The organism is Pseudomonas sp. 910_21 (assembly GCF_052850735.1).
This window is the reverse complement of the sequence record NZ_VXCY01000002.1, coordinates 296,111-310,607: the sequence shown is the minus strand read 5'-3', so window position 1 is coordinate 310,607 and position 14,497 is coordinate 296,111. Positions and strand designations below refer to the sequence as shown.

General features: G+C 61.2%; 14 protein-coding genes. 5 read left to right on the top strand and 9 right to left on the bottom strand.

The genetic code is table 11. The features are described from left to right. The first annotated feature begins 60 nt into the window (after positions 1-60). Complete coding sequence (treR, locus tag FW796_RS06510; RefSeq protein ID WP_346633972.1) at positions 61-765, top strand: trehalose operon repressor; 705 nt, start codon at positions 61-63, stop codon at positions 763-765. A gap of 16 nt (positions 766-781) precedes the next feature. Here treR and FW796_RS06505 read toward each other — a convergent pair whose 3' ends face one another. From FW796_RS06505 to FW796_RS06480, 6 genes are all read right to left on the bottom strand, one after another. Beyond that, the gene (locus FW796_RS06505; protein ID WP_446439155.1) at positions 782-1,303 is read right to left on the bottom strand and encodes a DNA-binding protein; all 522 of its coding nucleotides are present in this window, start codon (positions 1,301-1,303) and stop codon (positions 782-784) included. Between the two features lie 5 nt (positions 1,304-1,308). After that, on the bottom strand, positions 1,309-1,587 hold the full coding sequence (locus FW796_RS06500; protein ID WP_346633971.1) for a hypothetical protein: 279 nt from the start codon (positions 1,585-1,587) through the stop codon (positions 1,309-1,311). A gap of 323 nt (positions 1,588-1,910) precedes the next feature. Beyond that, positions 1,911-3,488, bottom strand: a complete 1,578-nt coding sequence (gene guaA, locus FW796_RS06495) for a glutamine-hydrolyzing GMP synthase (RefSeq protein ID WP_025129574.1) — start codon at positions 3,486-3,488, stop codon at positions 1,911-1,913. A gap of 104 nt (positions 3,489-3,592) precedes the next feature. Beyond that, complete coding sequence (gene guaB, locus FW796_RS06490) at positions 3,593-5,062, bottom strand: IMP dehydrogenase (protein WP_025129573.1); 1,470 nt, start codon at positions 5,060-5,062, stop codon at positions 3,593-3,595. A gap of 116 nt (positions 5,063-5,178) precedes the next feature. Beyond that, positions 5,179-5,727 carry a sugar ABC transporter ATPase gene (locus FW796_RS06485; RefSeq protein ID WP_346633970.1) on the bottom strand — a complete coding sequence of 183 codons (549 nt, stop codon included), beginning with the start codon at positions 5,725-5,727 and terminating at the stop codon, positions 5,179-5,181. Positions 5,728-5,859: 132 nt separating this feature from the next. Continuing rightward, complete coding sequence (locus tag FW796_RS06480) at positions 5,860-6,630, bottom strand: sulfite exporter TauE/SafE family protein (RefSeq protein ID WP_404937586.1); 771 nt, start codon at positions 6,628-6,630, stop codon at positions 5,860-5,862. Positions 6,631-6,731: 101 nt separating this feature from the next. Between FW796_RS06480 and FW796_RS06475 the strand changes: the two genes are divergently transcribed. The 4 genes from FW796_RS06475 (at position 6,732) to leuA (ending at position 11,924) form a co-directional block, all read left to right on the top strand. Next, positions 6,732-7,673 (top strand): LysR family transcriptional regulator, encoded by a 942-nt coding sequence (locus FW796_RS06475; protein WP_404937587.1) that lies wholly within the window; start codon positions 6,732-6,734, stop codon positions 7,671-7,673. Positions 7,674-7,677: 4 nt separating this feature from the next. Continuing rightward, positions 7,678-9,057, top strand: a complete 1,380-nt coding sequence (gene xseA / locus FW796_RS06470; protein WP_346633967.1) for an exodeoxyribonuclease VII large subunit — start codon at positions 7,678-7,680, stop codon at positions 9,055-9,057. Between the two features lie 3 nt (positions 9,058-9,060). Further along, positions 9,061-9,888 carry a peptidoglycan DD-metalloendopeptidase family protein gene (locus FW796_RS06465; protein WP_446439154.1) on the top strand — a complete coding sequence of 276 codons (828 nt, stop codon included), beginning with the start codon at positions 9,061-9,063 and terminating at the stop codon, positions 9,886-9,888. A gap of 356 nt (positions 9,889-10,244) precedes the next feature. Further along, entirely contained in the window at positions 10,245-11,924 is a 1,680-nt protein-coding gene (leuA, locus tag FW796_RS06460) for a 2-isopropylmalate synthase (protein ID WP_346633965.1), read from the top strand. A gap of 88 nt (positions 11,925-12,012) precedes the next feature. Here the strand turns inward: leuA and FW796_RS06455 are convergent, their stop codons facing one another. The 3 genes from FW796_RS06455 to FW796_RS06445 all read right to left on the bottom strand — a co-directional run bounded on the left by FW796_RS06455 (position 12,013) and on the right by FW796_RS06445 (position 14,438). Beyond that, positions 12,013-12,414, bottom strand: coding sequence for a hypothetical protein (locus FW796_RS06455; protein WP_346633964.1), 402 nt, complete (start codon positions 12,412-12,414; stop codon positions 12,013-12,015). Positions 12,415-12,510: 96 nt separating this feature from the next. Next, positions 12,511-13,302: an amidohydrolase gene (locus FW796_RS06450; protein WP_123724695.1), complete on the bottom strand. Its 792-nt coding sequence runs from the start codon at positions 13,300-13,302 to the stop codon at positions 12,511-12,513. Beyond that, complete coding sequence (locus tag FW796_RS06445; protein ID WP_404937589.1) at positions 13,290-14,438, bottom strand: pyridoxal phosphate-dependent aminotransferase; 1,149 nt, start codon at positions 14,436-14,438, stop codon at positions 13,290-13,292. The genes FW796_RS06450 and FW796_RS06445 overlap by 13 nt, the downstream gene beginning before the upstream one ends. Positions 14,439-14,497: the final 59 nt, after the last annotated feature.

Sequence of the window (14,497 nt, the reverse complement as noted above, 5' to 3'; positions counted from 1 at the left end):
AATGCCCCGTCCAGCCCTTAAGGTGCCTGCCTTGAGCACAGTCCGGCACAGAGCCATCCCATGAGCAAATACAACCAGATCTACAGCGATCTGCTTGCCAGCATCACCACCGAACGTCTGGAGCGTGGCGCCCGCCTGCCTTCGGAAAGCGAACTGATGGACAGCTACCAGGCCAGCCGCGGCACCGTGCGCAAGGCCATCGAACTGCTGCAGGAGCGCGGTTTCGCGCAGAAGATCCACGGCAAGGGCACCTTCGTGCTCTCGCCCAATCCCATCGAGTTCCAGCTGGGCGGCATCGTCAGTTTCCAGGAAACCTATCCAGGGCTGGGGGATGACGTCAGCACCGAGGTGGTGGAGTTCAGCCAGTTTCCCCTGCAAGGCGCCCTGCGCAACCATCTGCAGGCACAAGAAGGCAGCCTGATCACGCGGATCAAACGAGTGCGACGGATCGACGGCAAGCGGGTGATTCTCGACATCAACCATTTTGTCGCCGAGCTGATTCCGGGACTGGACCGAGAGATCGCCGAGCATTCGATCTACGCCTACATCGAACAGACCCTGCAACTGAACATCAGCTACGCCCAGCGCACCATCGAGGCCAGCCCAAGGAGCAAGGACGACCAGCAGCTGCTCGACCTGGACGGCCAGAGCCATGTGATCGTGGTGAGCAACCAGACCTTTCTCCAGGACGGGCGGCAGTTCGAATACACCGAATCACGGCACACTCTGGACAAGTTCTACTTCTCCGACGTGGCCCGGCGCTAATCCCCACCCTGCCCCGTCAGCCCAACAGGGCCACCAGCTCACCGCTGAGGGGGCCGATGCGCTTCGACTCCTTGGCGGTGTTCACCTGCTGCGCCACTCGCGCCACTTCGATCACCGGGTGCTTGAGGGGATAGCCGCCCTTGCTGTCCAGCCAGCTCAAGACTTCCGCCAGATGCCACAGCGAAGTGCTGCCTTCATGGATCGCCAGGGGAAAACTGTCGGCGTGACCGAGCATCAGTTTGCGCATGTTCTGCCGGGACACGCCGACGATCTCGGCGATCTCGCTGAGGCCGACAAAATCCGGGCTGGCCTCTACCAGCCGAGCCTCGGGAATGATCCGCTTGATATCCCCCAGGGCACTGAGCAGCGCCGCTTCGGCACTCTCGGCCTCGCGACTGAACTCCAGGGCCAGGCGCCCGGCCAGGCCGGTTCCCACCAGGACGTCAGTGCAACCCGCCGCACCGAGGCGCTCCACCAGTTGCAGCGGATCACAGTCCTCCAGCGGCAGCAGATAGTTGAGGGTGAACAGGTATTCCATGGTCCTTACTCCTTGCGGGCTGCCGGGGCCCTGGCCCCACGCAGCTGGTTCAGGGTGCAGTTGTCGATCACCCGGCATAGCGCCCGAGCGTGCTGGCTTGGGTTCTTCGGCGTGCGCCACACGCTGGTAATGCAGAACTCGCCACAGCGACACACCTCGTTGTTGTACGGGCAGTAGATCCGGCCCCAGGCATGGCCGCCGCCGACCTCAATGCGCCAGCCCTGCCATTCGGCGTAGCGCAGGGCCATTTCAATATCCTTCTTGGGATGAGTTGCACGAGCCATCCGTAGCCTCCAGTATCGCCAGCCATGCACGGTTGTCAACTGACAACCTTAAGCAATCCGATCAAACCCGCACCACGAACAAGCCGCAGTAAAAACAGCGGGGGAAGACCCAAGGGTAGAGAGAAGCCCGGGACAGAGCGCCGAACATGTCTTACGTGATATTGCCGGAAGGCGAAAAAGCGCCGCTTCTAAAGGTTCTGCAACACAAATGTCGATGTGTAACGGATTCAATCCCCCAGAAACGACAATGGCGATCGACACCCCAAGGTCCCGATCGCCATTGTTTACCGCGAATGGATCAAGCGCCGATCACTCGGCCCCGATCACTCCCACTCAATCGTGGCCGGCGGCTTGCTCGACACGTCGTAAGTGACGCGGGAGATGCCTTCGATTTCGTTGATGATCCGGCCGCTGACGGTTTCCAGCAGCTCGTAAGGCAGGTGCGCCCAACGTGCGGTCATGAAGTCGATGGTTTCCACGGCGCGCAGGGCCACGACCCAGGCGTAACGGCGGCCATCGCCGACCACGCCGACGGATTTCACTGGCTGGAACACTACGAATGCCTGGCTGACCTTGTGGTACCAGTCGGCCTTGCGCAGTTCTTCGATGAAGATGTGGTCGGCACGACGCAGCAGGTCGGCGTATTCCTTCTTCACTTCACCAAGGATGCGCACGCCCAGGCCCGGGCCCGGGAACGGGTGACGGTAGACCATGTCGTACGGCAGGCCCAGCTCCAGGCCCAGACGGCGGACTTCGTCCTTGAACAGCTCGCGCAGCGGTTCAACCAGCTTGAGGTTCATTTCTTCCGGCAGGCCGCCCACGTTGTGGTGCGACTTGATCACGTGGGCCTTGCCGCTTTTCGCGCCAGCCGACTCGATCACGTCCGGGTAGATGGTGCCTTGAGCCAGGTACTTGATGTTTTCCAGCTTGCAGGATTCGGCATCGAACACATCGATGAAAGTACGGCCGATGATCTTGCGCTTCTTCTCCGGGTCGGCTTCGCCGGCCAGGTTGCCCAGGAACTGCTCCTCGGCGTTGGCGCGGATCACCTTGACGCCCATGTTCTCGGCGAACATGGCCATCACTTGCTCACCTTCGTGCAGGCGCAGCAGGCCGTTGTCGACGAAGACGCAGGTCAGCTGGTCGCCGATGGCCTTGTGCAGCAGGGCCGCGACCACGGAGGAATCGACGCCGCCGGACAGGCCCAACAGGACGTTGTCGGTGCCGACTTGGGCACGGATCTGGGCAATCGCGTCTTCGGCGATCTTCGACGGCGTCCACAGTGCTTCACAGCCGCAGATGTCGAGGATGAAGCGCGACAGGATGCGGCCGCCCTGCTTGGTGTGGGTCACTTCCGGGTGGAACTGCACGCCGTAGTAGCGCAGGTCGTCGTTGAACATGCCGGCAATCGGGCAGCTCGGGGTGCTGGCCAGGATGTGGAAGTCTTCCGGCATCTTGGTGACTTTGTCACCGTGGCTCATCCATACGTCGAGGCCGAACAGGCCATCGGCGTCGACGTGGTCTTCGATGCCGTCCAGCAGGCGGCTCTTGCCGACCACATCAACGCGGGCATAACCGAATTCACGCAGTTCGGAACCTTCGACCTTGCCGCCCAGTTGCTCGGCCATGGTCTGCATGCCGTAGCAGATGCCGAAGACCGGAACGCCCAGGTCGAATACCGCTTGCGGGCAGCGAGGGCTGTTGGCTTCGTGCACGGACTCGGGACCGCCGGCGAGGATGACACCTTTGGGAGCGAATTCGCGGATCGCTTCGTCGTCCATGTCGAACGGATGCAGTTCACAGTAGACACCGATCTCGCGCACGCGGCGGGCGATCAATTGGGTGTACTGGGAACCGAAGTCGAGGATCAGGATACGGTGAGCGTGAATGTCGAGGGCCATGGTCAGTCTCGTCTAATTTCAGAAACGACACGGGGCTGAAAAACACAGCCCCGGTTACTAAATTCGTCAATCGCCTCCGGGCCTGAGCCTGGAGGCGATCACTATCAACCTACGCGATAGTTTGGCGCTTCCTTGGTGATCTGCACGTCGTGGACGTGGGATTCAGCCATGCCGGCGCCGGTGATGCGGACAAACTCCGGCTTGGTGCGCATTTCTTCGATGTTGGCGCTACCGGTGTAGCCCATGGAAGAACGCAGGCCACCCATCAGTTGATGGATGATCGCGGTCAGGGTGCCCTTGTACGGCACGCGACCTTCGATACCTTCCGGCACCAGCTTCTCGGCACCCGCGGAGGAGTCCTGGAAGTAGCGATCGGAAGAGCCCTGGGCCTGGGACATGGCGCCCAGGGAACCCATGCCACGGTAAGCCTTGTAGGAACGCCCCTGGAACAGTTCGATCTCGCCCGGCGCCTCTTCGGTACCGGCGAACATCGAACCCATCATCACGCAGGAGGCACCGGCCACGATGGCCTTGGACAGGTCACCGGAGAAACGGATACCGCCGTCGGCGATCAAAGGAACGCCCGTGCCGACCAGTGCTGCTGCAACATTGGCGATCGCGCTGATTTGCGGCACGCCAACACCGGCAACGATACGGGTGGTGCAGATCGAGCCAGGGCCAATACCGACCTTGACGGCGTCAGCGCCAGCTTCGGCCAGAGCCTTGGCTGCAGCGCCGGTAGCGATGTTGCCACCGATCACCTGGACTTCAGGGAAGTTCTCTTTGACCCAGCGAACGCGGTCGATCACACCTTTGGAATGACCGTGGGCGGTGTCTACCACCACCACATCGACACCGGCGTTGACCAGCGCAGCAACGCGATCGCCCGTGTCTTTACCAGTGCCGACTGCAGCGCCTACACGCAGACGACCTTGATCGTCCTTGCTGGCCAGTGGGTAAGCCTTGGCTTTCTCGATGTCGTTGACGGTCATCATGCCCTTGAGGGCGAAGGCGTCGTCGACGATCAGTACGCGTTCGATGCGGTGCTTGTGCAGCAGTTCACGGACGGCGGTCTTGTCGGCGCCTTCCTTGACCGTGACCAGACGCTCTTTAGGCGTCATCACTTCGCGGACGCTGACTTCCAGACGGCTTTCGAAACGCACGTCGCGGGAAGTCACGATGCCCACCAGATCGCCGTTGTGCAGCACGGGCACACCGGAGATGTTGTGCATGCTGGTCAGTTCGAGCAGATCACGTACGGTGGCGTCGGCTTCGATGGTGATGGGGTCTTTGACCACACCGGCTTCGAAACGCTTGACCTTGCGCACTTCGGCAGCTTGCTGCTCGATGGTCATGTTCTTGTGGATGATGCCGATGCCGCCTTCCTGAGCCATGGCAATTGCCAGACGGGCTTCAGTGACGGTGTCCATGGCGGCGGAAACCAGTGGAATATTCAGCTCGATGCCACGGGTCAAACGGGTCTTTAGACTGACCTCATTAGGCAGTACTTCGGAATAACCGGGCACTAAGAGGATGTCGTCGAAGGTGAGGGCTTCTTGGCTGATACGCAGCATCGCGGGGGCTCCCGGGCGGGAAAATGGAAGCGCGCCATTATACTCAGACACCTACCCGGGCTCAATGTAAAACTCTGTCTAATATCGCTGGAGTGATAGATGGAGATATCGCCACGCTACAGCTCGACCTTCACCCAACTCACTGGCTGATCCAGCCAATCGGCAAATTCGTCGATAAAGCTCTGTTTGAAGCCCGCCTCTGCCCAGTTGTTGAAGATGAACCCCAGGTTGGAAAAACCACAGGCCTGCAGGAACAGAAACCCGTTGATGTCATCTTCATGACCGCATTCGGGGCAGGTAAAGTTGTCGGTCCGCCCGGGCATCCAGTCTTCCAGGCTCTCGAACAGCGCTTCGCCCACTTCCTGGCGACACTCGGCGCAGCCGGCTTCTTCGAGAAAGCCTCTGGCCGGGGTATAGATGCAACGCTTGGTGATGATCTCCAGGCCATTGATCGGCTCGCCAAAAGGCAGTGCGTCCGGGCGCAGCACAACGTCCCGGGCACCGGCGGCAATGGCATGGCCCATGCGATTGCCGGTACGCCCACAGGTGCTCAGGGTTTCCTCGACGATATTCTTGCGCACCAGCCAACGCACAATGGCCCGAGCCCGGGGCTCGTGCACCGGCAGGGTGGAAATTTTCGGGACGAGGATGCTTTGCGAATTCATGGATAAGCCTGGAACATGCTGGGACGGTACGAACGCTTTCGCCGGCTAGCCGGCGCCTAGCATTAATTGTAGGAGCCGGCGGGCAGGCGAACAGATTTAAAGGCCCGCAGCTTAATCCCTGAACCTCGTAGGTCAAGTGCTCAGGTAGCGCCCGATCAAGGCAACACCACTGGCCAGCACCAACCAGGTCACCAGGCGCACAAAAGCTTCCCGAGACAGCCTCATGGTCAAGCGCCGTCCCACCCACAAGCCCAACGCCATCGCCGGCAGCAAACACCCAGCCAAGAGCAACAGCGGCAACTCGGCATACACCCCGGCCACGGCAAACAGACTCAGACGCACCACGGTGCTGCAACTGATCAACGCACTCTGGGTGGCCCGGGCCGGGTCCTTGGGCAAACGGCTGTTCAGGTAAATGGCATATAGAAAGCCGCCACTGCCGAACAAGGCACCAAACATCCCGCCGACAATCCCCATGGGCACTGACCACCCCACCGCCAAGCGTGTGGGACGCGCCTTAACCCACAAGCTGTAAACGGCATAAGCGCTGATAAACAGCCCCATTAATAGAAGCAACAAATCGGACTTGAGGTTGAGCAAAAAGATCACCCCCAAGGTACAACCCAGCGCCATGCACGGCAGCAAGCGCAACAACTCGGGCTTGGCCACATCCTTGCGCGACGGCAGCAGGTTGCCGAAGGCCGCGACAAAGTCGAGCAACACCAATAGCGGCACGATTTTCGACAACGGCATGAACAGGATCAGGATCGGCCCCGCCACCAGCGCCGTGCCGAAACCGGCAATGCCAAAAACCACGTACGCCAGCGCGATCCCCAGACCGATGACCAGCCAACCGCCCGGACCGAAAGACCACTGGTTCAAACCCTCGATGATCACACTCATCACTGCAACTTCCTTAGTCAGTACGCAACGACTTTAGCCAGCAGCGAGCCTTGCGACTAATATCTTCAAAGTCGCCTACTCATCACAAAAAGGCATGTCTTGTGATTTCAACCCGTCAATTGCGCTACTTCGTGGAAATCGCCGAATGCGGCAGCTTCAGTGCTGCGGCAGAGCGCCTGTTCGTCGCCCAATCGGCCCTCAGCCGGCAGATCAAGGAGCTGGAAAGCCAGCTGCAAACCCCACTGTTCGAGCGCACCGCACGCCTGCCACGGTTGACCGCCGCCGGTGAGGCGTTCTTCCCCAAGGCGCGCAACCTGCTGACCGAGCTGCACAAGGCCAGTGAACTGGCCACCCAGGTGGGCCAGGGGCAATTGGGCACGCTACGGCTCAGTCATTCCAGCACCGTGCCCATGAGCGGCCGCCTGCTGCAGGGCATCAGCGGTTATCTGCAATCCTGCCCCGGAGCGTCCATGGACATGGTCAAACTGTCCTCCGAGGGGCAATTGGAAGAACTCGCCGAAGGCCGGCTGGATATCGGCCTGCTGCGCCTGCCGGTACTGCGCCAGCGGGAAGGCGTACAGATCGTGCCGTTGTTCAGTGAGCCGCTGCTGCTGGCAGTGCCTGCGGAGCATCCGCTGGCACTGGACCCTGCGCCTCATGGGGTGGACCTGGCACAGCTCAGGGACCAGGCCTTTATCTCCATCCCTCATCCACAGCGCGGCGGCTTGAGCTACCTGTCGGCCGAGCTGTGCATGCGCCAGGGTTTCTTTCCCAAGGCGGCGCGGGTGATGTCGCGCAAGACCACCCAGTTGCAGTTGATCCAGGCCGGGTTCGGCATTGCCCTGCTGCCCGCCTCGATGCAGGACATTGCCCCGGCCGGCGTCCGCTTCTTGCCCCTGGCCGATAGCGACTGCCAAAGCACCGTCGCCCTCGCCTATCGTCAGCAACCCACGCCCCTGGTGGCACAGTTCGTCGAACATTTGCGTGCTCACCTGGATCTGCCGATTTGCGTTGTTCCATTGCCAGACAGCCCTTTAAACTGAGCCCATGATTAAAGATCCCTTTGCACGACTCGGCCTGGACCGCGAGGTCCTCACCGTCACCCAGCTCAACGGCCGCGCTCGGGTGCTGCTCGAGGATGTGTTCAGCAATATCTGGGTCGAAGGCGAGATCTCCAACCTTGCCCGCCCGGCTTCCGGCCATGTGTACTTCACCCTCAAGGACAGCGGCGCCCAAGTGCGCTGTGCGCTGTTCCGGCAGAATGCCGCGCGGGTCCGTCAAGCGCTGAAGGACGGCCTGGCGGTCAAGGTCCGGGGCAAGGTCTCGCTGTTCGAGGGACGCGGCGACTATCAGCTGATTCTCGACACTGTGGAGCCCGCCGGTGACGGCGCCCTGCGTCTGGCTTTCGATGCGCTGAAGGAAAAGCTCAGCGCCGAAGGGTTGTTCAGTGCCGAACGCAAAGTAGCGTTACCGGCCCATCCGCAACGCATTGGCATTATCAGCTCGCCCACCGGCGCGGTGATCCGCGACATCATCAGCGTATTCCGCCGCCGAGCGCCCCAGGTTGCACTGACGTTGATCCCCACGGCCGTGCAGGGTCGCGAGGCCACGGCGCAGATCGTCCGCGCCCTGCAATTGGCCGATGCCCGAGGCTTCGATGCCTTGATCCTGGCTCGGGGTGGCGGCTCCCTGGAAGACCTCTGGTGCTTCAACGAAGAGGCGGTAGCCCGGGCGGTCGATGCTTGCGTAACGCCGATCGTCAGCGCCGTCGGCCATGAAACCGACGTCTCCATCAGCGACTTCGTCGCCGACGTAAGGGCCCCCACCCCTTCGGCCGCCGCTGAACTGCTGGCCCCCGACTCCAGTGACCTGCAACGCCGGGTCGAGAGCCTGCATCGCCGCCTGGTGATGCGCATCCGCGACCGGCTGATGCGCGACCGCTTACGCCTGGACGGCCTGGCCAGACGCCTGCGCCATCCGGGCGAACGTCTGCGTCAGCAAGCACAACGCCTGGATGACCTGGATATGCGCATGCGCAGGGCCTTCGAGCGCAACCTCAATACCCGTCGCGAGCGCCTGATCCGCCTGGAAACCCGCCTCGGCGCCCAGCATCCAGGACGGCAGCTGGCCCTGTTGCGCCAGCGCCTGGACAGCCTCGCCGAACGCCTGCCCCGAGCCATGCGCGAAGGCCTGAAAGCCCGACGCCTGCAGTTGCACAGTCAGATGCAGACCCTGCATGTGGTCAGCCCCCTGGCCACCCTCGGGCGCGGCTACAGCATTCTTCTGGACGACCGCGGCCACGCCATCCGCACTGCCGCCCAGACCCGCAATGGCCAGCGCCTCACCGCCCGCCTGGGCGAAGGCGAACTGCAGGTGCGAGTCGAAGACAACCACCTGACGCCTGTCACTCTTTCTCTATTGGACTGATCCATGCCGCGTTTTCTCGCTTCCCTGCTGTTGCTGTGCCTGGCCTTCAACGCCAACGCCAACGCCGATAGCTACATCACTCGCCTGTTGAACAAACCCGTGCCTGGTGGCGTGGCGGTAGTGGACCTGGGCAGCGCAGCCCAGGCACCCAAGGCCAGCTACCAGGGCAAACCCGTGCTGGTGGTGAAGGAGCAGAACAACTGGCTGGCCATTGTCGGTATCCCCTTGACGGTCAAGCCAGGCACCCAGCAGATCAGCGCCGGCAACCGCAGCCTGAACTTTGTGGTGGGCAGTAAGAAGTACCCCGAGCAGCACATCACCCTGAAGAACCAGCGCCAGGTCAATCCGAACCCGGCTGACCTGAAACGCATCGATGGTGAACTGGCAGAGCAGCTCCGTGCCTATCGCAGCTTCAGCCCCAACACCCCGAGCAATCTGCTGCTGGACAAGCCAGTGAACGGGCCGCTGTCGAGCAAGTTCGGTGTGCGCCGGTTCTTCAACGGCGAGGAGCGCAACCCCCACGCTGGCCTGGATTTCGCAGTGCCGGCAGGCACACCGATCAAGACCCCGGCGGCCGGCAAGGTGATCCTGACCGGCAACTACTTTTTCAATGGCAACACGGTGTTCGTCGACCACGGCCAGGGCTTTATCAGCATGTTCTGCCACATGTCGAAGATTGACGTGAAGGTGGGTCAGTCCCTGGCCCGTGGGGCAGTGGTGGGCAAGGTGGGTTCGACCGGACGCGCGACCGGCCCGCATATGCACTGGAACATCAGCCTGAACGATGCACGGGTGGATCCGGCGATCTTTATCGGGGCGTTTCAACCCTGATCCCGGACCCTGATCGCCGGCAAGCCGGCTCCCACGAGGATTGCGCAGGCCATCATGACTGCGCAATCGTTAGTATTCTTTCAAAGAATAGGCAGCATAAAATCTCGATATAGTTTCTATTTCGAGTATTCCTCTCAATTTTTTTCGACTGCTTGCCATCTCTCACCTCAGTGGTTAGGGTTGAGCACATGAAAACCTCTCACACCCTCATTCAGCGTCGTCAACACCGGAGCCTCTGCCTCGTCAGCGCACGACTGCCAGGCTGAATCGCGGTGCCTCATCCCCCTGCGTCAACACCTCACTCTTGACTCACCGGTAGGCCGCCTCTTTTCGGCCCGGACAATAAGGATTTCGCCATGACCATGCTCAAAGACCCATCCTCCAAGTACCGCGCGTTCCCGACCATCAACTTGCCGGACCGCACCTGGCCGTCGAAGACCATCACCAGCGCGCCGATCTGGTGCAGTTCGGACTTGCGTGATGGCAACCAGTCGCTGATCGAGCCGATGGATGCGGTCAAGAAGCTGCGTTTCTGGAAGACCTTGGTGGCCGTCGGCGTGAAAGAGATCGAGGCTTCGTTCCCCGCGGCCTCGCAAACCGACTTCGACTTCGTGCGCACCCTGATCGAAGGCGGCCACATCCCGGACGACACCACCATCCAGGTGCTGACCCAGGCCCGTGAAGACCTGATCGCCCGTACCTTCGAATCCTTGCGTGGCGCCAAGAAAGCCATCGTCCACCTGTACAACGCCACCAGCCCTTCGTTCCGCCGTATCGTCTTCAACCAGGACAAGGCCGGGGTGAAAGAGATCGCAGTGAACGCGGCCAAACTGTTCGTCAAGTACGCCGCCCAGCAGCCGGAAACCCAATGGCAGTTCGAGTACTCGCCGGAAACCTTCAGCGCCACCGAACTGGAGTTCGCCAAGGAAGTCTGTGACGCCGTGGTTGAAGTCTGGAACGCGACGCCGACCAACAAGGTGATCCTCAACCTGCCGGCCACCGTTGAAGTGGCGACGCCAAACATCTATGCCGACCAGATCGAGTGGTTCTGCCGCCACATCAACCGTCGTGACAGCGTGCTCATCAGCCTGCACACCCACAACGACCGTGGCACTGGTGTAGCCGCCACCGAACTGGGCCTGATGGCGGGCGCCGATCGTGTCGAAGGCTGCCTGTTCGGCAACGGTGAACGTACCGGTAACGTCGATCTGGTCACCGTAGCCTTGAACCTCTACACCCAGGGTGTGAACCCGGAACTGGACTTCTCCGACATCGACGGCGTGCGCAAAGTCGTGGAAGAGTGCAACCAGATTGCCGTGCATCCGCGTCATCCTTATGTTGGCGACCTGGTCCACACCGCCTTCTCCGGTTCCCACCAGGACGCGATCCGCAAGGGCTTCGCCCAGCAGAAAGCCGATGGCTTGTGGGAAGTGCCGTACTTGCCGATCGACCCGGCCGACATCGGTCGCAGCTACGAGGCGGTCATCCGCGTCAACAGTCAGTCGGGCAAAGGCGGTATCGCCTACCTGCTGGAACAGGAATACGGCATCAGCTTGCCGCGCCGCATGCAGATCGAGTTCAGCCAGGTGGTGCAACGTGAAACCGACCGCCTGGGTCTGGAGATGACTGCCCAGCAAATCCACGCGCTGTTGCACAGCGAATACTTGCAGGCCAACACTCCGTACGCGCTGGTCAGCCATCGCCTGCAGGAAGAAAACGGCCACAGCGCCGTGGAAGTGGAAGTGTCGAGCAAGGGCCAGGGCGAGACCAACCTGAACTGGCGTGGCAAGGGCAATGGCGCCCTGGAAGCCCTGGTGGCCGGCCTGCCAATACCTGTAGAGATCATGGACTACAACGAACACGCCATTGGTGCGGGCACCAACGCCAAGGCCGCGGCCTACATCGAACTGCGGGTCAACGGTGAACGTGCGGTCCACGGTGTTGGTATCGACGAAAACATCACCACTGCCAGCTTCAAAGCGCTGTTCAGTGCCCTGAACCGCTCCCTGAGCGAGCAGGAAGCCAAGGCCGCTTAAGCAGCCCTGACAAAAAAGGCCCCGGGGAGTCCTGCTCCTCGGGGCCTTTTTGTATGTGGCATTAACCTAACAACCGGCGACGCTCGCCTCAGGCATGTACGTCGACGCTGAACATGGCCTGCAACAAGGCTGCCTGCAACACTTGCAAAGTGCTGTTGGTCACGGCGATCTGGGTCTGGATCTCCATCACCTGCTGGGCTTTCTGCTCGTCGCTGGCCTGGCCCTTCTCGGTGCTGGCCAACTGCGCCTGCTGTTGCTCGAGGATCTTCTGGGTCTGCTCGATCTGCTTCTGCAGTTGCTTGACCGGATCGCCTCCGCCTTTCACCGCATCGATGCTGGCATCGGCAGAGTTGACCCGCAGCTCCTTGTCTTCGCCGTCCTTGCCCTGGGCAACCGGCGCCAGCGGGCTGGTGTCTTCGGCTTCGCCGGTCGCTGTCTTCGGTGCCGACAGCGGGTAAGGATTGACGACATTGGCATTGATGGTGGTCATGACTGATTCCTCCTGAATGTCCGTCCTATCGGCCTTCATCCCTGAAGCTTGATATGTGCAACCTGTAAAAAAGTGTAGAGCCGCGGCCCAGCCCTTCTAGGTGAACCTGAAGGTATCGGCGTCGAGATTCGCGGGAAAGCGTGCTCGGTAGGCGGCCAACTCACCGGCGTTCAAACGTACCTGGAACACCCCGTCCGCCTCCCCGGCACTGAGCAGGGTCTCGCCCTGATAGTCCAGCACCTGGCTGTCACCGGTATAGGCAAAGCCCTTACCGTCGGTACCCACCCGGTTCACCGCAGCTACATAGCACAGGTTTTCAATGGCCCGGGCCGGCAGCAAGCGGTTCCAGTGCAGCCGCCGAGCCCCGGGCCAGTTGGCGGTGTACAGCAGCAGATCAGTGTCCTGGGCATCGCGGCTCCACACCGGAAAGCGCAGGTCATAGCAGATCAGTGGACGAATCCGCCAACCCTTGAGTTCGAACTGCACCTGGCGCTCGCCAGGGGTGAAGTGATTGTGCTCGCCGGCCATGCGGAACAAATGGCGCTTATCGTAGTGCCAGACTTCGCCGTCGGGACGTGCCCACAACAGGCGGTTGCGGTGGCTGCCGTCCGCCGCCTGGATGATCACACTGCCAGTGATCACCGCATCGAGCTTCTTCGCCTGGCAGCGCAGCCATTTGCTGGTGGGGCCGTTCTCCGCCTCAGCCAGGGTGCTGGATTCCATGGAGAAACCGGTGGTGAACATTTCCGGGAGAATGATCAGATCCGCACCGCGGGCCTGCTCCAGCAACTGCTCGAAATGCTCGAAATTGGCCTGGCGGTCATGCCAGGCCAGGGTAGTCTGGATCAATGCCAGATTCAGATCGGGTAACGCACTCAGATCACGCATAGTTTCTCCGCTGCCTGACGCAGCGTCTCCTCGCGCTTGGCAAAACACAGCCGAACCAGACGCTGCCCCTGAGGCGGCTGCTGATAGAACACCGACACCGGAATGGCTGCCACGCCGTGTTCGCGGGTCATCCAGATCGCCATGTCGACATCATTCAAGTCTGGACGAATCTGCGAATAGTCCACCAGTTGAAAGTAGGTGCCGGCCACCCGGGTAAAGCTGAAGCGCGAAGGACTCAGCAAATCGCAGAACAGATCACGCTTGGCCTGGTAGAAGGCTGGCAGCTGTTCGACATGTTCCGGGCATTCGGCCATGAAGTCCGCCAGAGCGTACTGCAAAGGGGTCACGCCGCAGAAGCTGACATATTGATGCACCTTGCGCAGCTCGGCGCTCAGGGCCGGCGGAGCAATGACATAACCGGTCTTCCAACCCGTCACGTGATAGGTCTTGCCGAAGGAGCTGACGACGAAAGCCCGCTGATACAGCTCCTCGTGGGCCAAAACGCTGACATGGGGGACGCCGTCGAACACCAGATGTTCATAGACCTCATCGCTGACCAGGTAGATGTCGCGATCACGGATCAGCACTGCCAACTGGTCCAGTTCGGCACGGCTGATCAAGGCACCACTGGGGTTATGCGGCGTGTTGAGAATGATCATCCGCGTACGCGAACTCAGGGCTTCGCCAAGTTTCTGCCAGTCGATGGCAAAGTCCTCGTGGCCCAGTTGCACATGCACACAACGGCCACCGGCCAGCTCCACTGCCGGCTCATAACTGTCGTAACAGGGATCGAAAACGATGACCTCGTCACCGCGCTGAATCACCGCCTGGATGGCACAGAAAATGGCCTGGGTGGCGCCCGGAGTGATGGTCACTTCGCTGTCGGCATTGACCTCGACGCCATAGCTGCGAGCGATTTTCGCCGCTACCTGTTGGCGCAGGGACGGCAAGCCGGTCATGGGTGCGTACTGGTTATGGCCATTGGCGATATGCCGCCCAACCGCATCACGCAAGGCTTGGGGACCATCGAAATCAGGGAAGCCCTGGGACAGGTTGAGCGCTCCGGTTTCAACCGCGAGCTGGGACATTTGCGTGAAGATGGTGGTGCCGACATTCGGCAGCTTACTGGTGATCATGAGGATTCCCTGCTGAACACCCGGCTCTACGACGGCGCGGGAGGTCCCGAGAATAGCCC